Annotated in this window: 16 protein-coding genes; 7 read left to right on the forward strand and 9 right to left on the reverse strand. The window is 69.7% G+C overall.

What is annotated here, in order from left to right:
• Window positions 1-221: 221 nt before the first annotated feature.
• Together ACFQ7F_RS38465 and ACFQ7F_RS38470 are read left to right on the forward strand one after the other, a co-directional pair.
• Window positions 222-872, forward strand: coding sequence for a superoxide dismutase (locus ACFQ7F_RS38465; RefSeq protein WP_383281529.1), 651 nt, complete (start codon window positions 222-224; stop codon window positions 870-872).
• A 159-nt stretch (window positions 873-1,031) separates the two neighbouring features.
• Entirely contained in the window at window positions 1,032-1,241 is a 210-nt protein-coding gene (locus ACFQ7F_RS38470; protein WP_383281532.1) for a hypothetical protein, read from the forward strand.
• A gap of 21 nt (window positions 1,242-1,262) precedes the next feature.
• Here ACFQ7F_RS38470 and ACFQ7F_RS38475 read toward each other — a convergent pair whose 3' ends face one another.
• A complete protein-coding gene (locus ACFQ7F_RS38475) occupies window positions 1,263-1,910 on the reverse strand; it encodes a DsbA family protein (RefSeq protein ID WP_383281534.1) in 648 nt (215 codons plus the stop codon).
• A gap of 164 nt (window positions 1,911-2,074) precedes the next feature.
• Between ACFQ7F_RS38475 and pepN the strand changes: the two genes are divergently transcribed.
• Both pepN and ACFQ7F_RS38485 read left to right on the forward strand, forming a co-directional pair.
• Complete coding sequence (gene pepN, locus ACFQ7F_RS38480) at window positions 2,075-4,654, forward strand: aminopeptidase N (RefSeq protein ID WP_383281537.1); 2,580 nt, start codon at window positions 2,075-2,077, stop codon at window positions 4,652-4,654.
• Window positions 4,655-4,861: 207 nt separating this feature from the next.
• Entirely contained in the window at window positions 4,862-5,917 is a 1,056-nt protein-coding gene (locus ACFQ7F_RS38485; RefSeq protein WP_383281540.1) for a hypothetical protein, read from the forward strand.
• Between the two features lie 101 nt (window positions 5,918-6,018).
• Here ACFQ7F_RS38485 and ACFQ7F_RS38490 read toward each other — a convergent pair whose 3' ends face one another.
• From ACFQ7F_RS38490 to ACFQ7F_RS38510, 5 genes are all read right to left on the reverse strand, one after another.
• Window positions 6,019-7,185, reverse strand: coding sequence for a serine hydrolase domain-containing protein (locus tag ACFQ7F_RS38490; protein ID WP_383281543.1), 1,167 nt, complete (start codon window positions 7,183-7,185; stop codon window positions 6,019-6,021).
• A gap of 105 nt (window positions 7,186-7,290) precedes the next feature.
• A complete protein-coding gene (locus tag ACFQ7F_RS38495; protein ID WP_383281546.1) occupies window positions 7,291-9,072 on the reverse strand; it encodes a TIGR03767 family metallophosphoesterase in 1,782 nt (593 codons plus the stop codon).
• Window positions 9,073-9,319: 247 nt separating this feature from the next.
• Entirely contained in the window at window positions 9,320-9,775 is a 456-nt protein-coding gene (locus ACFQ7F_RS38500; protein ID WP_383281549.1) for an NUDIX hydrolase, read from the reverse strand.
• A 9-nt stretch (window positions 9,776-9,784) separates the two neighbouring features.
• Window positions 9,785-10,690: a pyridoxamine 5'-phosphate oxidase family protein gene (locus tag ACFQ7F_RS38505; protein ID WP_383281550.1), complete on the reverse strand. Its 906-nt coding sequence runs from the start codon at window positions 10,688-10,690 to the stop codon at window positions 9,785-9,787.
• 67 nt (window positions 10,691-10,757) lie between these two features.
• Complete coding sequence (locus tag ACFQ7F_RS38510; protein ID WP_383281553.1) at window positions 10,758-11,213, reverse strand: VOC family protein; 456 nt, start codon at window positions 11,211-11,213, stop codon at window positions 10,758-10,760.
• 124 nt (window positions 11,214-11,337) lie between these two features.
• On the opposite strand from ACFQ7F_RS38510, the gene ACFQ7F_RS38515 reads away from it, so the two are divergent.
• Window positions 11,338-11,904, forward strand: coding sequence for a CGNR zinc finger domain-containing protein (locus tag ACFQ7F_RS38515; RefSeq protein WP_383281556.1), 567 nt, complete (start codon window positions 11,338-11,340; stop codon window positions 11,902-11,904).
• Window positions 11,905-12,115: 211 nt separating this feature from the next.
• The gene (locus ACFQ7F_RS38520; RefSeq protein ID WP_383281559.1) at window positions 12,116-15,403 is read left to right on the forward strand and encodes a S8 family serine peptidase; all 3,288 of its coding nucleotides are present in this window, start codon (window positions 12,116-12,118) and stop codon (window positions 15,401-15,403) included.
• 63 nt (window positions 15,404-15,466) lie between these two features.
• Here ACFQ7F_RS38520 and ACFQ7F_RS38525 read toward each other — a convergent pair whose 3' ends face one another.
• Together ACFQ7F_RS38525 and ACFQ7F_RS38530 are read right to left on the reverse strand one after the other, a co-directional pair.
• On the reverse strand, window positions 15,467-16,225 hold the full coding sequence (locus ACFQ7F_RS38525) for a hypothetical protein (RefSeq protein WP_383281562.1): 759 nt from the start codon (window positions 16,223-16,225) through the stop codon (window positions 15,467-15,469).
• A 2-nt stretch (window positions 16,226-16,227) separates the two neighbouring features.
• On the reverse strand, window positions 16,228-16,764 hold the full coding sequence (locus ACFQ7F_RS38530) for a sigma-70 family RNA polymerase sigma factor (protein WP_383281565.1): 537 nt from the start codon (window positions 16,762-16,764) through the stop codon (window positions 16,228-16,230).
• A 184-nt stretch (window positions 16,765-16,948) separates the two neighbouring features.
• Between ACFQ7F_RS38530 and ACFQ7F_RS38535 the strand changes: the two genes are divergently transcribed.
• On the forward strand, window positions 16,949-17,965 hold the full coding sequence (locus tag ACFQ7F_RS38535; RefSeq protein ID WP_383281568.1) for an aspartate-semialdehyde dehydrogenase: 1,017 nt from the start codon (window positions 16,949-16,951) through the stop codon (window positions 17,963-17,965).
• 107 nt (window positions 17,966-18,072) lie between these two features.
• Here ACFQ7F_RS38535 and ACFQ7F_RS38540 read toward each other — a convergent pair whose 3' ends face one another.
• A complete protein-coding gene (locus ACFQ7F_RS38540) occupies window positions 18,073-18,609 on the reverse strand; it encodes a DUF1203 domain-containing protein (RefSeq protein WP_383281571.1) in 537 nt (178 codons plus the stop codon).
• Between the last annotated feature and the right edge of the window lie 128 nt (window positions 18,610-18,737).

Raw genomic sequence — 18,737 nt, forward strand, 5'->3', positions numbered from 1 at the left:
GGGGTGGGGTGCGGGGGCCCGCCGTTTTGCACTGCCCCTAAATTGAGGGGGCCGGGGGTCTTTCACCACCCCGGGCCCCTTCGGCGTACCCGCCGGTCCTAGGACGAAGGGCTGATCAACTCCGGACCCCTCCTGCTGTTAGCCTGCACTTGCATATAGGTTGCAATAAGAGTTGCACCACAGCAGAGCTGTAAGCAGAGCAGCAGTCGGAGGGCTCGGACATGGCCATTTACACGCTTCCTGAACTTCCGTACGACTACGCGGCGCTCGAGCCGGTCATCAATCCTCAGATCGTCGAGCTGCACCACGACAAGCACCACGCGGCGTACGTGAAGGGCGCGAACGACACCCTTGAGCAGCTGGAGGAGGCGCGCGACAAGGAGACCTGGGGTGCCATCAACGGCCTGGAGAAGAACCTGGCCTTCCACCTCTCCGGCCACATCCTGCACAGCATTTACTGGCACAACATGAACAGCCCGAAGGACGGCGGCGGCGGTGAGCCGCTGGCCGCGGACGGTGTCGGTGACCTCGCGGACGCGATCACCGAGTCCTTCGGCTCCTTCGCCAAATTCAAGGCCCAGCTGACCAAGGCGTCGGCGACCACGCAGGGTTCGGGCTGGGGCGTGCTCGCCTACGAGCCGCTGAGCAACCGCCTCATCGTCGAGCAGGTCTACGACCACCAGGGCAACGTCGGCCAGGGCTCGACGCCGATCCTGGTCTTCGACGCCTGGGAGCACGCCTTCTACCTGCAGTACAAGAACCAGAAGGTCGACTTCATCGAGGCCATGTGGCAGGTCGTCAACTGGCAGGACGTGTCCAAGCGTTACGCGGCCGCCAAGCAGCGCGTGAACAGCCTGCTGCTCTCCCCGTGATCTCTGTGATCCCCGTGAGGCATCGCGCCCCATGAATCGTCCTGCCTCGTGATCGTCTTCTCAACTTTCGCCGAGGCGGGCGGATGGACGAAAGACCCCCGTGAGGACATGACTCACGGGGGTCTTTCGGTATGCCGGGTTCCGGGGGAATGTGTGGGCATGTCGGAACCCTCGAAGCGCTGCCTGAACTGTGACGACACGTTCCAGAACTTCCAGAAGCCCACGGGAGGCGCGCTGGCCTTCGTGATCAACCGGGTAGGAACCGCCGACGCGGGCAAATACTGGCGGTGCGGTCGCACAGGCTGTCTGCGGGTGCAGAACTACTTCGACTACAAGGACGGCTTCGACCTGCCGCCGTCGTTCCAGTGAGACCGTCACCTGATGCGCGCGTCAGTCGAAGATCGGCCCCTGCGTACGCGTCCGCTTGATCTCGTAGAAGCCCGGCGTCGACGCCACGAGCAGCGTGCCGTCCCACAGCTTCGCCGCCGCCTCGCCCTTGGGAGCGGGCGTCACGACGGGGCCGAAGAAGGCGACCTGCTCGCCGTCCGCGCCGGGGACGGCGATGACGGGCGTGCCCACGTCCTGGCCGACCTTGTCGATGCCCTCCTGGTGGGATGCGCGCAGCTGGGTGTCGTACTCGTCCGAGTCCGCGTAGTCCGCGAGGTCCGCGGGCAGGCCGACGTCCTTGAGCGCGGAGGCGACCGCCTCGCGGGTCGGGCCCTCGCCGAGGTTGTGGAAGCGCGTGCCGAGGGCGGTGTAGAGCTTGCCGGTGTACTCGTCGCCGTGCTTCTGCTGGGCGGCGATGACCACGCGGACGGGGCCCCAGGCCTTCGTCTCGAGCATGTCGCGGTACTCCTCGGGCAGCTCGTCGAGCCTGTCCTCGTTCAGTACGGCGAGGCTCATGACATGCCAGCGGACCTCGACGTCGCGGACCTTCTCCACCTCCAGCATCCAGCGCGAGGTCATCCAGGCCCACGGGCACAGCGGGTCGAACCAGAAGTCCACAGGGGTCTTGTCAAGCTTGCCGTTCTCGGACATGTCTCTCCCTAGGGGAATGTGTGCGCGCTTGGCCAGGGGAACGTCAGTGATCTACCTGGGCATTCCCGGATACCGCGCACAGGGGGCACATGCGAGGATCGTAGACATTCGTACAGGTCGTGCGATCCACGACTTTCCCTTGCGAGTACAAAGGAGTGCCGCCCGTGCCCGGTGAGAATCTTTCCCGCGACGAGGCCCAGGAGAGGGCCGCGCTGTTGTCCGTCGACGGGTACGAGGTCTTTCTCGACCTGCGCTCCGCGATCGGCGAGAGCGACCAGGAGCCGCGCACGTTCCGCTCCGTCACCACCATCCGCTTCCGCTCCGCCGACCCCGGCGCCACGAGCTTCGCCGACCTGATCGCCCCGAGCGTCACCGCGGTGTCCCTCAACGGCAAGGACCTGGACCCCTCCGAGGTCTTCGACGGCACCCGGATCACCCTTGAGGACCTGGCCGCGGAGAACGAACTGGTGGTCGACGCCCGGTGCGCCTACAGCCGCACCGGCGAGGGCATGCACCGCTTCGTCGACCCGGAGGACGGCGAGGTCTATCTCTATACGCAGTACGAGCCCGCCGACTCGCGCCGCGTCTTCGCCAACTTCGAGCAGCCCGACCTGAAGGCGCCCTTCCGGTTCGAGGTGCAGGCCCCCGAGGGCTGGACCGCCTGGTCGAACGGCGCCGGTGAACTGGTCGACGGGGTATGGAAGTTCGCCGAGACGAAGGCGATCTCGACCTACATCACGGCTGTCGTCGCGGGCCCGTACCACTACGTGACGGATTCCTACAGCCGCACCTTCGACGACGGCACGACGCTGGACATCCCGCTCGGCGCCCTGTGCAGGAAGGGGCTCGCCAAGCACTTCGACGCGGACGACGTCTTCCTCGTCACCAAGCAGGGGCTCGACTTCTTCCACGACAACTTCGACTACCCCTACCCCTTCGGGAAGTACGACCAGGCCTTCGTCCCTGAGTACAACCTGGGCGCGATGGAGAACCCCGGCCTGGTGACCTTCCGCGAGGAGTTCATCTTCCGCGGCAAGGTGACCACGGCGTCGTACGAGCGCCGGGCCAACGTCATCCTGCACGAGATGGCGCACATGTGGTTCGGCGACCTCGTCACCATGCGCTGGTGGGACGACCTGTGGCTCAAGGAGTCCTTCGCCGACTTCATGGGCTCCTTCTCGATGGTCGAGGCGACGCGCTTCACCAACGGCTGGATCACCTTCGCCAACAACCGCAAGGCGTGGGCCTACCGCGCCGACCAGCTGCCCTCCACGCACCCGGTCACGGCCGACATCCGCGACCTGGAGGATGCCAAGCTCAACTTCGACGGGATCACGTACGCCAAGGGCGCGAGCGTCCTGAAGCAGCTCGTCGCCTATGTCGGACGTGACGCGTTCCTCGAGGGCGCGCGGCGCTACTTCAAGCGGCACGCGTACGGGAACACCCGGCTCGGTGACCTCCTCTCGGTCCTTGAGGAGACCTCCGGTCGCGACATGGCGACCTGGTCGCAGTCATGGCTCCAGACCGCGGGCGTCAACTCCCTCACGCCCCAGGTCATCCTGAACGCGGAGGGCCGGATCACCGAGCTCTCCGTGGTCCAGGACGCCGCGGAGTCCCACCCCGAACTGCGTCCGCACCGCGTGGCCGTGGGGCTGTATCGCCGCACGCCCGAAGGCGACCTGGCGCGGTACGCACGCGCCGAGGTCGACGTCGAAGGGCCCCGTACGACCGTCGGCGATCTCGCCGGGGCCGAGGCGCCCGAGCTCGTCCTGGTCAACGACGACGACCTGACGTACTGCAAGATCCGCTTCGACGAGACCTCCCTCGCCACGCTGCGGCAGCACCTGGGCGACATCGACGACCCGCTCGCCCGCGCCCTGTGCTGGTCGGCACTGTGGAACCTCACCCGGGACGCGCTCATGCCCGCGCGGGACTTCATCGGGCTCGTACTGCGGTTCGCGGGGCGCGAGAGCGACATCGGGGTCCTTCAGATGCTGCACACCTGGGCGGACTCGGCCCTCACCTTCTACGCGGCCCCCGAGTGGCGCGAGGAGGGCGGGCGCGCGCTCGCCGAGGGCGCGCTGCGGGAGCTGCGGAATGCGGAGCCCGGCAGCCAGCACCAGCTGACGTGGGCGAGGTTCTTCGCCGCGGTGGCCTCGTCGGAGGCCGATCTCCAGCTGCTGCGTGGCCTCCTGGAAGGTACGGCGAAGATCGACGGCCTGGACGTCGACCAGGAGCTGCGCTGGGCCTTCCTCGGCCCGCTGGCCTCGGCCGGGGTCGCCGACGAGCAGACGCTCGCCGCCGAACTGGCCCGGGACGACACGGCTTCGGGCAAACGGCACCAGGTGCGGCTTCTGGCCGCGCGGCCCTCCGAGGCGGTCAAGGCTCAGGCGTGGGCCGCCGTGGTGGAGTCCGACTCCCTGTCCAACGCGCTGGTGGGGGCGACGATCTCGGGATTCGCCCGGTCGTCGCAGCGGGAGCTGATCGCTCCGTACGCGCCCAAGTACTTCGCCGCCATCGAGCGGGTGTGGGCCGAGCGGTCCATTCAGATCGGGATGGACGTGGTGAAGGGTCTCTTCCCGCACCTCCAGGACGATCAGGGGACGCTGGACGCGGCGGACGCGTGGCTCGCGTCCCACGAGTCGGCGGCGCCCGCGCTGCGACGGCTCGTGCTCGAAGCCCGCGACGACCTCGCGCGGTCGCTGCGGGCACAGGGCTGCGACGCGGCTGCCGCGTCCTCCTAGGACGGTCCGGGTGGGCGCCTCGTCGAACGCTGCTCGACAGCTTCGGCGTCGCGCCCACCACGGGGAGGACGACCGCTGGAACGTACCGCGCGTAAACGGACCTTTTCGGCAGTCGAACGTCTGCACTTTAGTGCAGGGTTGTCCGGTTATGTCGACGAGCCTGTAACAGCGGTTAGGGAACGGATCAGCAGCGGGAATGGCCCGGTCATGAACCACAACACCCCGCTCTCCCCCCGCCCCCTTCACCACCTCGCCGACGTCCAGCGCCGCGTGATGAGCACCGCCCAGCTCCGCGCCCACGGCATCACGCCCGCCGACGTCGCCGCCCACTGCCGCCCGGAAGGGCCCTGGCAGCAGCTGCTCCCGGGGGTCTGCCTGCTGCACCCGGGGCCGCCGACCAGTGAAGAGCGCCTGCACGGCGCCCTGTTGTTCGCGGGGCGGCCGCCGGCCAAGGCGGCGAAGACCGTGCCCGCGCAGCCCAGCGCGGGCACCCCCCACGCCCCGTACGCCGACGCTCTGATCACGGGCCTCGCGGCGCTCACCCTGCACCGCTTCTCGTCGGCTCCCCCACTGCTCTCCCTGGATCGCATCGACGTCCTGGTCCCCCGCACACGGCGGCTGCGGTCCACCGGGTTCGTCCGCCTCGTGCGGACCCCGGTGCTGCCGACCGCCGTACAGATCGCGGGAGTTCCGGTGGCCCCGGTGCCGCGCGCGCTCGCCGACGCCGTCGCGGGACTCTCCGAGGCGAGCGCGGTGCGCAGGCTGCTCACAGAGGCGGTGCGCGGCGGACACTGCGAACCGGCCGCCATCGTGCGCGAGTTGAACCAGGCGAAGCTGCTCACCCGCCCACACGTCGTGGACGCGGTGGATTCACTGCTCGCCGAAGGGCGGGCCATCGCCGAGGACTGGCTGTACCAAATGGTCGCCGAACACGGGCTGCCCGATCCGCTGTGGAACGTCGACCTGCGATTGCCCGGCGGCCCGCACCTAGGGGGCGTCGACGCCTACTGGCCCGATCTGGCCGTCGCGGTCGAGCTGGACACGCGGGCTCCCCGCCAGGGCCTCCGGCAGGACGACGACGCGCAGTGGTCCGCATACGCCCGCAAGCGCGAGCACCTGGAGCGGCTCGGCATCACCGTCGTCCACCTGACACCCAGGAAACTGCGCGAGTCGCTCGAACAGCAGGCGACCGTCATGCGGACCGCGCTGATGGCCTCGGCCGACCGTGATCCGGCGGCGTATGTGGTGGTACTGCCGCGATAGGCCGCGGAGGCGCGTGGCAGGCAGGAGGGGAGCGAAAGGGGGCGGGACCCGCACGACGGGCCCCGCCCCCTTTCCCGTACGCAACACCCCTACCTGCCAGGTCACTTACCGCAGAACTCCGCGTTCGCGACCGCCGTCCGGTCGCCGTCCGGGCCGTTGAAGTTCGCGGCGATCGCATGGCCGCCGTTCTCCGTCGCCAGCGCCATCGACGACGAGCCGTGGATGTCGCCGCCGTGCCCCCAGACCACCGTGTCACAGGAGGTCTTGACGCTCTCCAGGCCGAGCCCGTACCGCTCGTCGGGGTTGTCCTCGCCCTTGGCGACGGTCGTCTTCATCTGGGCGAGCTGCTTCTTCGGCAGGAGCTTGCCGCGCAGCAGAGCCGTGTAGAAACGGTTCAGGTCCGCCGAGTCGGAGATCATCCCGCCTGCCGCGCCCCCCACCGACGGGTTGAACTCCGTGACGTCGTGGTTCTTGGCGTCCGGGGCGTCGGACAGTTTCGTGTACGCCCGTGAACTCGGCTTCGGCATCGAGGGGTCCGTCCGGGGCACGCTGGTGGCGCTCAGGCCGAGCGGCTCGATGATGCGCCGCCGGATCTCGTCCGCGTACGTCTCCCCCGTCACCTTTTCGATGATCATGCCTGCGAGGAGGTAGTTGGTGTTCGAGTAGTTCCAGTCCGTGCCGGGCGCGAAGTCCGGCTCGTGGCGCATGGCGATCGCGACCTGCTGCTCGGAGGTCCATGTGTCGTAGCGGTGCGCGAGGAACTTCTCGCTGAACACCTTGTCCTGGAAGCCCGGGTCGGCCGTCACGTCGAAGACGCCGCTCGTGTGATTGAGGATCTGCCGGACCGTGATGGCGTCGCCGTCGTGGCCGTGGCCCTCGACCACGCCGGGCAGCCACCGCCCCACCTTGTCGTTGAGGCTCAACTCCCCCTCGGCCACCAGCTGGAGGACCACCGTCGAGACGAAGGTCTTGGTGATGCTGCCGACGCGGTAGTGGTCGTGGGCGCCGCGCGGGCTCTGCCGTTCGAGGTCGCCGATGCCCGCGGCCGAGTTCCAGACCCCGTGCTTGTCCTTGGCCTGGACGGTCACTCCGGGGGCGTTCTCGTTGACGGCGGCCTCCATCGCCTTCTGCGTCGCCCGGTGCCGATCCCCGTGCCCGCCTCCTCCGCCGGGCGTCCCGGCCAGTGCCGGTGCGGCGAACGCTCCCGCCGTCACCGTCATGGCCACTGCCGCGGCCACACCTATCAGGCCTCTCCTGCGCGCTGACATGTCTCCCCCTTGTTCACGACTGTTCACGACGTGCTGTTCACGACAGCCGGGGGGACTCACGGGCTCGATGTGGAGGTTGACCGCCTCGCGCGGGTTGAGCGGGTTTCAGCCCTTCTTGAGGATCAGTTCCGTGTTCCGGTCGCCCGGCTCGCCGCCGAGGGCGGGCTTGGCACCAGGGGCGTTGAAGGACAGTTCGCGGTAGAGCGCGGCGAGGCCGGTCTGGGAGAGATCGGCGTAATCCGTGCGGTGCGGGGCCGATGACTCGATGAGGGTGGTGAAGAGGGAGAGCGTGCCGTCGTGGTTGTCGCTCAGCTCCACCACGCGGGCCAGCTGCGGGAAATCGATGTGCGAGGCCGTGGAGACCTCCCAGAAGGAGCCGTGCGGGGTCTGGTGCGCGGTGATGTCGTTCTTGTGGCTGTGCCCGTTGACCCAGGCGAGGACGGAACGGTGGCGGGCGAGGAGGGCGACGATCTCGTCACCCCCGTGCCTGGCCTCGCTCGGCCGTTCCGGGTCCTGGCGCAGATTGCGCATGGTCCTGCTGGTGTGGTGGCTGAAGACGATGACGTACGAACCGCCGCCGTCCTTCTCCTCGTTCGCCTTCAGCTCCCGCTCCAGCCAGTCCATCTGGGCCTTGCCGAGCGAGCCTTCGTAGTGGCCGCCGGGGTCCGTGGAGTCCAGGCTGATGCCGAGTACGTCCTCGCTGATGCGGAAGGAGTAGTACTGGGTGCCGGAGTCGAGGTTCTCCTGCGTGTAGCCGTGCCCGGCAGGACCGTGGCCCTTGTACGCCGGGTCGAGGTGGGCCTTGACGTACTCGGCGGGGGTGAAGGGCGCGCGGCTCTCGTCCGGGGTGACCGAGCGCATCCGCCGCGCCTCACTCTTCAGGAGCTCCTTGAACTGCGCGCCCTTGGGGTCGCGGCCCTTCTTGACGGCCTTCCACAGGGCGGCGCCGCGCGACTCGTCGAGGGACATCAACTTCTTTCCACCGACGGCGAATTCGGTGAAGTACGAGTCTCCGGGCCCCCAGCATCCGCCGGGCAGCGCGTCGTGGTTGCCGACGGTCGAGTACCAGGGAAGCCCGAGGCCGGGGCTGTTGACCTCGCGGAGCGCCGCGTCGAGGAAGCCTTCGACCTGCGGGAAGCCGAGTGCCTTGTCGGAGTCGCGGAGGTCGCCGTCCGGGTGCCAGTACAGCTTGAGGCCGCTGTCCTGGACGCCTTCGTAGCGGCGCGGGTCACCGGTGTTGGGGTTGATGCGCCCGCCGCTCATGGTCTTGAGGAACCAGTCGAGCTCGGAGCGGGAGTTGTTGTCCGTGTTGTCGCCCGTGGTCACCACGCAGTGCAGCGGCGATCCGGTGGCGGGCGCGCCGCGCAGCTGGTTGACCCGCTCGACGAGCGCGACCGCGCCGGCCACCGAGAGGGCCTCCTGCGGGCGCCAGGCACTCGCGGTCTGGGCGCGCAGATACTCGTACCGCAGCGGGTGCTGCACGTCGACCAGATGCAGGTCGGTGAACTGGACGAACGCGGCGAGTGCGGTACGCCGTCCCTCACGGCCGCTCTTCGCGGCGGCGAGATCACCGCGGACCACCCGGTCCCAGGCGGGCCCGTCGCCGAGGCGCCGGTAGCCGGATGTGCCGCGCGGGGCGGCGACGGTGCGCAGCGTGGTGCCGTCCCGGTAGGGCGCCAGGGGCGCGGCGGGCGCCTGCCGGGAGAGCGCGACGGGGGCCGGTCCTGCCGTGGCGGCGTGGCTGCTCGCGGGACGCATCGCGTACCCGATACCGGCGGAGAGGGAGACGGCCGCGGTGGTCGCCAGGAAGGCCCGGCGGTCCACGGCGGAGACGGCGGAGTGGGTGGCGGTCTTGGCGGCGGTGGCGACGGTGCGTATGCGCGGCATGGCGCGGTCTCCCGGGTTGCGAACGCGTCGGCAGTGGTCGCGGGCAGCTCCGCACCAGGCGAAATTCCCGCTCTACTGGATCGTTGACATCCGGGATGACCTGCACGTTAACGAGACCGCAACGGGCAACGCCGATCACCGTACGTGGATCATCAGGCACCCTGCGCGGTCACACATCCCTCTCCGGCCGGAGAGGAGGCAGTCACTCCACGTTCATCTTCCGGGGAAGGTGAGGCGCCGCGGAGCCTCAGGAAGGCACCGTCAGGTGACCGTCGTCGGGCCGGGTCCGCCAGAGGTCGAGCCCGATGTCGACGAGCCCGACCCGGTCGAGGCCGGCGACGGCGTCAAGGGCGTGCCAGGCGGCGAGATCGGTGGAACCGTCCCGCTCGTGCCGCAGCTCGCCGCCGGTGATCCGTGCCTCGTAGACGATCCGCAGACCGTGGAAGTCGGCGACGGCGCCGAGCTTGCGCGGATAGCGCCGGCGCAGCGAGTCGACACCGAGCAGCGCGACGGGCTCGATGGCGTACCCCGTCTCCTCGTCGGCCTCGCGGATCACCGTGTCGTACGGATCCTCCCCGTGGTCCATCCCGCCGCCGGGCAGCGTCCAGCGCTTGCTGCCGTCGCCCGCCACCCACCGGGCGAGCAGCAGCTGCCCGTCCTGCACGCATACGGCGTAGGCCGCCACCCGGAGCTCTTTGTGCACAGAGTGACGCTAGTCCTCCTGGATGGGATTGGCAGGGGAGTACTCCGGAGCCGTCCAGCTCCAGGGGCTCGCGCAGAGGGTCTGGACCACCTCGGCGAGGGTGAAGCGGACCGTGCGGGACCCGTCGTCGCCGTATTCGGTGCGGGCCGTGCCGGTGAGCTGGAGGCTGGTGCCGGTCACCCAGTCGAGGAAGAGGAGCCCGGCGCGGGGGTCGGTGGCGAGGTTGCCGAGGGACAGGAACATGGAGTTGCCCGGGAAGTCGTCCCACTCCAGCGTGTACGGCGAGGTGACGCGGACGAAGCCGGGGTTGCCGCCACGGTGGCTGGCGTCGGCGCCTTCCGCGTGGACGGTGGCGAGGAAGAAGGTGTCCGCCTCGGCCAGGAACACGCGCTGATCGCCGGTGAGCTTCACTCCGTGGCGGGGCGCGGACGGGCGGTCCGACATGGCACCTGCCGGAAGCTCCCGCTTCTGGAGGTACTTCGGGCAGTTCGAGAAGACCTGATCGGCCTCGATCGCCAGGCCCCGGGGGGTCGGCCGCGCCCGGCCGTTCAGCCGCATGCGGCGCCGGGTGCGGGGGTCCAGGGCGATGGTGCCCACGGGGGCGCCCTCCTTGGCGAGGGCCCGCGCGAGGGGGTCGGCACGGCGAACGCCGCCCGCGATGGATATCTGGTTCGGCCCCGTGGCCCGTACGAACCCGGGTTCACCGGTGAGCAGCGAGGCCCATACGGCGCCCGCCGGGTCCGCGCCGCCGATCACCAGCATGGGCTGGAGTTCGAGGAAGGCGGCGGCGACGGGACGGATGCCGTTGCCTATTGAGCGGCCCACGTGGTCGGCCAGGTCCCGCACGCCGACCCTGGCCTGCACGGTGCGGGAGCCCTGGTGATAGGGAGGCTGGACTGGGGCTTGTGGCGTCATCGGTGTGGTCCTGTCTACAGGTGCGTCGTGGCTTGTCGCGCAGTTCCCCGCGCCCCTTCCGGGGCACTCAGAAGAAGCCGCATGTCGGAGCCGACTCAACCGGCGCTGTCGCAGACTCCGCGCCGGACGGACTGTAGATCTCCAGGCGCGTGCCGTCAGGGTCGTGGAAGAAGATGCCGCCGGACGCCGAGCCCTCACGGTGCGGGACGACGCCTTCGTACGCGAACTCCACCCCGTACGCCCGCAGAGCGCTCTCGTACGCGCGGACCTCCTCGATGGTGTCCACCTCGATCGCCAGGTGGTGCAGTCCCGCGTTCGAGGCCGCGAACGCCGCGTCCGCCTGCTGCCACAGCGTGAGCGCGGGGCTGCCGCCCTCCCCCAGGAAAGCGTAGCGGCGGCCCCCTTCCTTGCCCTCGCCGAGCACGCCGTAGCCGAGCACGTCCCGGTAGAACGCGAGTGAGCGCTCCAGATCGGTGACGTTGAGGCCGATGTGGCCGGTGCGCGGAGCGGTGGACGTCGTCATGGCTCTCCCCTTGGCTGCTTCGGCCGCCTTGCTTGCTAACCGTTAAAAGTAACGTTAGGGGTTAGAGGTCGAGCTCGTCAACCGGTCACGTACTCTTGACCGGTTAGCACTGAAGGGAACACCCATGTCCGGCACCAGGCCCGCCGCCACGCCCCCGCACGACCCCCGCCCCCTCGTCGGCGAGCCGCTCTGCCTCGACCTGCTCAACACCGTCTGGAACCACGACGGCGTACGCCAGGACCTGCTCACGGACACCGAGGGGCTCGCGGTCTGGCTCGCGGCGAACGGCCTCGACACGCGTTTCGCCGCCGACGGGCCGACCCTGGAACACGTGCTGCGTGCCCGCGACGCGCTCGCCTCCGTCACGGACACCCCCGGCGACCCGGCGGGCATCGCGCGCGTCGACGAGGTCCTCGGGCACGGCCGTATCCGCGCGATCCTCACCGGAGAAGGACCCGGCGAGGAGCCCGAGTTCGAGGACCCGGCGTGGGGCGCGGCCTGGCTCGCGGCGCGCGACTACCTGAACCTCCTCACCACCGCGCCCGACCGGATCCGCGGCTGCGCCCATGACGCGTGCGTCCTGCACTTCTTCGACACCTCGCGCAACGGCACGCGCCGCTGGTGTTCCATGGCGGCCTGCGGCAACCGCGCGAAGGCGTCGCGGCACTACGCGCGCTCGCGCGAGAGCTAGTTCGAGGGCCAACTCCGCCGGCCCCGCCGGAAAGTTCCCGCACCAAGTCGCCTTATACACCACCTTGTCCGTCATGGCGGATGGCGGAATTACGTCATGCCCTGATCACAGCTCGGACAACTCTCCCCAAACAGCAGTCACTTACGTAAGGCTGAGCGGTCATCCGGTTCCGGATTCCGAACCCTTTCGACCTTTACGTACAGGGACGCTGATGCACAGATCCAGTGCTAGACGCACGACCCGTCTCGCGATAGCCGTCGGCCTGACCGCCGCGCTCTCCGCCGCCGGGCCCATACCCATGGCCCTCGCGGCCGACGGCGACCCCGGGGGGCAGACCACCCCCAAGTCCGCCGAGGAGAAACTCGGTTCGGCCGACGCCGATCTGCTCGCCGCCGCGAAGGCGGACGGCGAGAAGACCGTCACGATGATGGTCGCCACCGCACCCGGCGCCACCGAGCAGGTCGCAGGACAGCTCGACGCCGTCAAGGGCGGCTCGGTCGGCAGGACGTACGACAAGCTGGGCTACGTACGCGCCACCGTGCCCACCTCGAAGGCCGAAGCGGCCATCGACGCCGCCGGGAAGCTGTCGTCCGTGCACGGCATCGACCTGCGGCACGAGATCAAGCTGGACGACCCGACGCCCTCCGCCGACCGGGCCAAGGGCGCGAAGACCGCCGCCGAGGGGACGTACGCCGGACCCGGCAAGAACACCCCGGCGAAGAACCCGTACAACCCGTCCTTCGAGACGGGCGCCGTCGACTTCGTGAAGAAGAACCCGAAGGCGGACGGCCGCGGCACCACCATCGGCATCCTCGACTCCGGCGTCGACCTCGGGCACCCCGCGCTCCGGAAGACCACCACGGGCGAGCGGAAGATCACCGACTGGGTGACGGCGACCGACCCGATCGTGGACGCCGACGGCACCTGGCGGCGGATGACCAACCCCGTCACCGGACCCGTCTTCACCTGGGACAGCGAGACGTGGAAGGCTCCCGCGGGCTCCTTCCAGGTCAACCGCTTCCGCGAGTCCGCCACCACCGGCGGCGACGCCAAGGGCGACATCAACCGCGACGGCGACACCACCGACAGCTGGGGCGTGCTCTACGACCCGGCCGCCGGAACGGTCCGCGTGGACCTGAACAACAACAAGGACTTCACCGACGACGACGTCCTCAAGCCGTACAAGGACGACCACCAGGTCGCCTACTTCGGCAAGGACGACCCGGCGACCGACGTCGTCGAGCGTGTCCCCTTCGTCGTCGAGATCCGCAAGGACGTGCCGACCGACCCGTACGGCGGCGACTGGGTCGGCAAGAAGGCCGACTTCGTCAACATCGGCGTCATCGAGTCCGAGCACGGCACGCACGTCGCGGGCATCACCGCGGCCAACGGCCTGTTCGGCGGCAAGATGAACGGCGCGGCGCCCGGCGCCAAGCTGGTCTCGTCGCGCGCCTGCACCTGGACCGGCGGCTGCACGAACATCGCGCTCACCGAGGGCATGATCGACCTCGTCACGAAGCGCGGCGTCGACATCGTGAACATGTCGATCGGCGGCCTCCCGGCCCTGAACGACGGCAACAACGCGCGCGCCGCGCTCTACAAGCGCCTCATCGACGAGTACGGCGTGCAGTTGGTGATCTCCGCCGGCAACTCGGGCCCCGGCGCGAACACCATCGGTGACCCCGGCCTCGCCGACAAGGTCATCTCCGTCGGCGCCTCCATCTCCAAGGAGACCTGGGCCGCCAACTACGGCTCCGCGGTGAAGAAGTCGTACGCGATGATGCCGTTCTCCTCGCGCGGTCCGCGCGAGGACGGCGGCTTCGCGCCGATCATCTCCGCGCCGGGCTCGGCCATCAACACCACGCAGACCTGGCTGCCTGGCGCCCCGGTCGCCGAGGCGGGCTACAGCCTCCCGGCCGGTTACTCGATGCTGCAGGGTACGTCCATGGCGTCCCCGCAGGCCGCGGGCGCCTCTGCGCTGCTTCTCTCCGCCGCCAAGCGCGAGCACGTCGACCTGACCCCGGCGAAGCTGCGCACGGCGCTCACCTCGACCGCGGACCGCATCAGCGGCGAGCAGGCGTACGCGCAGGGCACCGGCCAGATCAACGTCGTCGATGCCTGGAACGCCATCGAGGACGACGCGAAGGCGCACACGTACACGGTGAAGGCCCCGGTCGACACCGCCCTGGAGCAGGAGCTCAAGGCGCCCGGCACCGGCATCTACGACCGTGAGGGCGGCCTGAAGACCGGCCAGAAGCGGACGTACGACGTCACGGTCACCCGCACCTCGGGCCCGGACCGCGCCGTCCGCCACGAGCTCGACCTGGTCAACAACCACGAGGGCACCTTCAAGCTGCTCGGCGACGACGACGTAACGCTGCCGCTGAACAAGCCGGTGACCGTCAAGGTGCAGGCGAAGGCCAAGTCGGCCGGTGTGCACAGCGCGATCCTGACCGTCGACGACGAGCGCACCGAGGGCATCGACCAGCAGGTCATGTCGACGGTCGTCGTCTCGTCGCCGCTCGCCAAGCCCGCGTACACGTTCTCGAAGTCCGGTTCGGTGCAGCGCAACAGCACCCAGTCGTACTTCGTGACGGTCCCCAAGGGCGCCAAGTCCCTGGAACTGGCGCTCGGCGGTCTGAAGGACAAGAGTCAGACGCGGTTCATCGCGGTGCACCCGTACGGCGTTCCGGTCGACTCGACGTCGTCGCTCGTCTGCTACGCGAACTACGACAACCCGGCCAACACCTGCCGCCCCGACCTGCGTTCGTACCCCGAGCCGCAGCCGGGCGTGTGGGAGATCGAGGTCGAGTCGCGCAGGACGTCCCCGCTTCTGGACAACCCCTACAAGCTGGACGTCGCCGCTCTGGGTGTCGCCTTCGACCCCGCCGTGCAGACGGTGCCCGAGGCGAAGGTCGGTACTCCGGCGCCCGTCTCCTGGAAGGTCACGAACAACTTCGCCGCCGTCGACGGCAAGTTGAAGGGCGGCCCGCTCGGCTCGGCGAAGGCCGCGAAGCCCTCGATCAAGCAGGGTGAGACGCAGACGACGACCGTGGTCGTGCCCGAGGGCGCGGAGCGGCTCGACGTCGCCATCGGTTCGACGGCGGACGCCGCCGCGGACCTCGACCTGTCGGTCTCCAAGGACGGGGCCGTCGTCGGCTCATCGGCTGACGGCGACTCGGAGGAGTCGGTCAGCCTCACGAAGCCCGCGGCGGGTACGTACGAGATCGCGGTGGCGGGCTACTCGATTCCGTCCGGCACCACCGCGTACGACTACCGCGACGTCTTCTTCTCGGGCGCGCTCGGCTCGGTCAAGGTCGACGGTTCGGCGCCGGTGAAGCTGGCGAACGGGGCTTCCACCCAGGTCACCGCCGAGGTCGCGGCGGACGCACCTGCGGCCGAGGGGCGCCAGCTTTTCGGTGAGGTGGCTCTGCTGAACGGGCGGGGCACGGTTGCCGGTACCGGCAGTGTCCTGATCGAGAAGGTGACGGCTCCGTAGTCGAGGAGCCCATCGGGACCGGCCGGGCTGGATACTTCCAGCCCGGCCGGTGTCATACGCCGCTCAGCACGTGTTCCCCTTCCCCTGCCGCAGCTCCCGCTCGATCCACGCCCGGTTCTCGGCGAGGTCCTTCTTGCCCTTGGACCAGATGTCCGGCGACGCCTCCCCCTTCGGGATGCCGATCAGGGTGCGGTCGCCGGGGCGGAGCCGCGGGTCCACGTTCACGTCCATCACGAACGTGACCTGCTTCGGCCCCTGGCCCGGCTTGTAGTAGCGGGTCACGTCCAGGACGATCCGGTCCTGGACACCGCCGGAGATCGGCTCGACCCGTCTCACCGTGCCTTCCACGACGAGCCGGGCGCAGGCCACGTACACCCCGGACTTCTCGTCCGACGCGCCCCCGTCCTCCCTGTGGTCCCCGGCCTCCGGCGCCGCCCCCTTCGCCGCGTCGGAGTCGGCGCTCCCGCTGATCCCGCCCCCGCCGTCCAGAGCGAGCCAGGCGAGCCCGCCCACCAGCGAGGCGGCCACCGAGGCCGCGGCCACTCCGAGCGTCACCGTCAGGCGCCGTCGCCTGAGACCGGCGGGGCGTACGGCGACCACCTGTTCGAGCACCGGCCGGGGAGCCGGCTCCGGAGCCGCAAGCGCGCGGCCCGCCACCCCGATGTGCTCCCGGAGCAGTGCGACATCCGCCACAGCGGCGGCATGCTCCGCCGCGAGTTCCGGGTCCCGCCCGAAGGCCGCGGGGGCGGGCTCGTCCGTGAGGGCGAGCATCAGCGGGTCGTGCGCGTCGTACTCGTCCTTGGCCAGCTCGTCCTTCGCCACCGTCACACCACCTCGCCCTCGTGCAGCCGCGTCCGCAGCACCCGTACCGCCGTATGCAGCCTGCTCTTGACCGTGCCCTCCGGGATGCCCAGCTCGTCGGCTATCGCCCGCACCGGCAGATCGGCGTAGAAGCGCAGGACGACGACCTGCCGCTGGACGTCGGGCAGCGCGTCCAGACCCTGGGTCACGGCCATCGAGAGCGCCCGCGACTCCGCCCCGTCCTCGTCCGTGGCCTCCCGCCACAGCACGGCGAGCCGCTCCCCGAGCCGCTCCTGCCTGCGGCGCGCCCGATGCCAGTCCATGGCGAGGTTGGAGGCGACGACCGCCGCCCACGCCGACACGTCACGTGGCGCGTCGCGCCCGTCCGCCGCCCGCTCCAGGAGCTTGAGCCTGACCTGCTGGACCCCGTCGGGCAGATCGGCGTGCGGCACTCCGCCGAGCGCGAGCACCGCCCGTACCCGGTCCTCCTGGGCCGCGTCGAGCGGATCAGGCCGTTCTGTATGGTCCCGCCTGTCCCGTCGCGTTCTTCCGCGCAGCAAGACACCCCTCCCGTCCCCGCGTTTCCCCTAGGACGCCGGGGACGCCCAAAACGTTCGGCCCACGTCCGCGGGAATGTGACATCCCGAACTCCGGACAATGGATTGGACAAGGCGGCCGTGGACAGACGCATGATGGAACGCACAGGCCAACGCCTATGCCCATGCACATACGGAGGACATCCCTGTGAAGGTCGGAATCGTCGGAGCCACCGGTCAGGTCGGCACGGTCATGCGCAAGATCCTCGTCGAGCGGGACTTCCCGATCGACGAGCTGCGCCTGTTCGCATCGGCCCGCTCGGCCGGCTCGACCCTCGACGGTGTGACGGTCGAGGACGCCTCCACGGCCGACTACAGCGGCCTTGACATCGTCCTGTTCTCGGCGGGTGGCGCGACCTCGAAGGCGCTGGCCGAGAAGGTCGCGTCGCAGGGCCCCGTCGTGATCGACAACTCGTCGGCCTGGCGGATGGACCCCCAGGTCCCCCTGGTCGTCTCCGAGGTCAACCCGCACGCGATCGCGGACCGCCCCAAGGGCATCATCGCCAACCCGAACTGCACGACGATGGCCGCCATGCCGGTCCTGAAGCCGCTGCACGCGGAGGCCGGTCTCACCGCGCTCGTCGTGGCGACGTACCAGGCCGTGTCCGGCTCCGGTGTCGCCGGTGTCGACGAGCTCTTCGAGCAGGTCAAGAAGGTCGGCGACGACGCTCCGAAGCTCACGCACGGTGGCTCGGCCGCGGCGTTCCCCGCCCCGAACAAGTACGTCGCGCCGATCGCGTACAACGTCCTGCCGATGGCGGGCTCCATCGTCGACGACGGTCTGAACGAGACCGACGAGGAGCAGAAGCTCCGCAACGAATCCCGCAAGATCCTCGAGGTCCCGGACCTCAAGGTCTCCGGCACCTGCGTCCGTGTGCCGGTCTTCACCGGTCACTCCCTCCAGGTCAACGCTCGTTTCGAGCGTCCGCTGAGCGCCGAGCGCGCCACCGAGATCCTCGCGTCGGCCGAGGGCGTCGTCCTCACGGACGTCCCGACCCCGCTGGTCGCCGCGGGCAAGGACGACTCCTACGTGGGCCGCATCCGCAACGACGAGACGGCGGAGAACGGCCTGGCCTTCTTCATCTCCGACGACAATCTCCGCAAGGGCGCCGCGCTGAACGCGGTGCAGATCGCGGAGCTGGTGGCGGCCGAGCTCAAGGGCTGAGGCCCTGAGATCCTGACGTCCTGACGTCCTGCGCGAATGGGGGCGGGCACCGTTATGCGGTGGCCGCCCCCATTCGCGTATCCCACGACGAACAGGGGGGCGGATACCTAAGGGCGGCGGACCTCGAAGTGGAAGCAGCCGTACTCGACGGCTCTGACGTGTACGAGGGTGACCTCCGGGTCGGCGAAGGCCTCCGCGAGAGCGGCGTCGAAGCCTTCTGTCGCCGGGTCCGGGATTTCCATCAGGCGGCCGCCGATGATGTGGCCTTCGGCGTTGTAGCGGCGGAGGGTGCGCAGGGCGCCGGGCCTTGCGAAGGGGTACTCGCCTCTACCGGGCGCCGGGCCCTCGCAGTCCTCCGCGTGGATGAAGACGGGGCCCTGCTCGTCGTAGGCGCCGGGGGTGGCGCCGGTCTCCGTGGCCCAGCGGCGCAGGGGGGCGTACGAGACGAGGGCGATGTGTTCGCCGGGGGCGACGGGGCGTAGGCAGCAGCGGAGGGGGTCGCCTCCTTCGCTGTCGACGTAGGGGGCGCAGGGGCGGCCTGCGTCGTCGGTGATGCGGAGTTGCTTGAGGGCGGTGGGGGTGATGGGGCGGGGGGCGTAGGTCGTGGCGGTTGTTGTGGTTGTTGTGGTCGTGGTCGCGTTCATGTGCCGAGGGTCGCGCGTGCGGGTGGGTGGGGGCTGGCGGCTTTCAGACGTTGTTTCCCCGATCCCGCCTCTTCCCGAGACCATGGGGCTCCGCCCCCTGGACCCCCGACTGGACCCCCGACAAGACG

Source organism: Streptomyces sp. NPDC056486, assembly GCF_042795295.1.
Classification (GTDB): Bacteria; Actinomycetota; Actinomycetes; order Streptomycetales; family Streptomycetaceae; genus Streptomyces.

Excerpts from the sequence above, each read along its gene's own strand:
- ACFQ7F_RS38465 (WP_383281529.1), top strand. The coding sequence starts at position 222 with ATGGCCATTTACACGCTTCCTGAACTTCCGTACGACTACGCGGCGCTC.
- ACFQ7F_RS38470 (WP_383281532.1), top strand. The coding sequence starts at position 1,032 with ATGTCGGAACCCTCGAAGCGCTGCCTGAACTGTGACGACACGTTCCAG.
- ACFQ7F_RS38475 (WP_383281534.1), bottom strand. The coding sequence starts at position 1,910 with ATGTCCGAGAACGGCAAGCTTGACAAGACCCCTGTGGACTTCTGGTTC.
- ACFQ7F_RS38485 (WP_383281540.1), top strand. The coding sequence starts at position 4,862 with ATGAACCACAACACCCCGCTCTCCCCCCGCCCCCTTCACCACCTCGCC.
- ACFQ7F_RS38490 (WP_383281543.1), bottom strand. The coding sequence starts at position 7,185 with ATGTCAGCGCGCAGGAGAGGCCTGATAGGTGTGGCCGCGGCAGTGGCC.
- ACFQ7F_RS38495 (WP_383281546.1), bottom strand. The coding sequence starts at position 9,072 with ATGCCGCGCATACGCACCGTCGCCACCGCCGCCAAGACCGCCACCCAC.
- ACFQ7F_RS38505 (WP_383281550.1), bottom strand. The coding sequence starts at position 10,690 with ATGACGCCACAAGCCCCAGTCCAGCCTCCCTATCACCAGGGCTCCCGC.
- ACFQ7F_RS38510 (WP_383281553.1), bottom strand. The coding sequence starts at position 11,213 with ATGACGACGTCCACCGCTCCGCGCACCGGCCACATCGGCCTCAACGTC.
- ACFQ7F_RS38515 (WP_383281556.1), top strand. The coding sequence starts at position 11,338 with ATGTCCGGCACCAGGCCCGCCGCCACGCCCCCGCACGACCCCCGCCCC.
- ACFQ7F_RS38520 (WP_383281559.1), top strand. The coding sequence starts at position 12,116 with ATGCACAGATCCAGTGCTAGACGCACGACCCGTCTCGCGATAGCCGTC.
- ACFQ7F_RS38540 (WP_383281571.1), bottom strand. The coding sequence starts at position 18,609 with ATGAACGCGACCACGACCACAACAACCACAACAACCGCCACGACCTAC.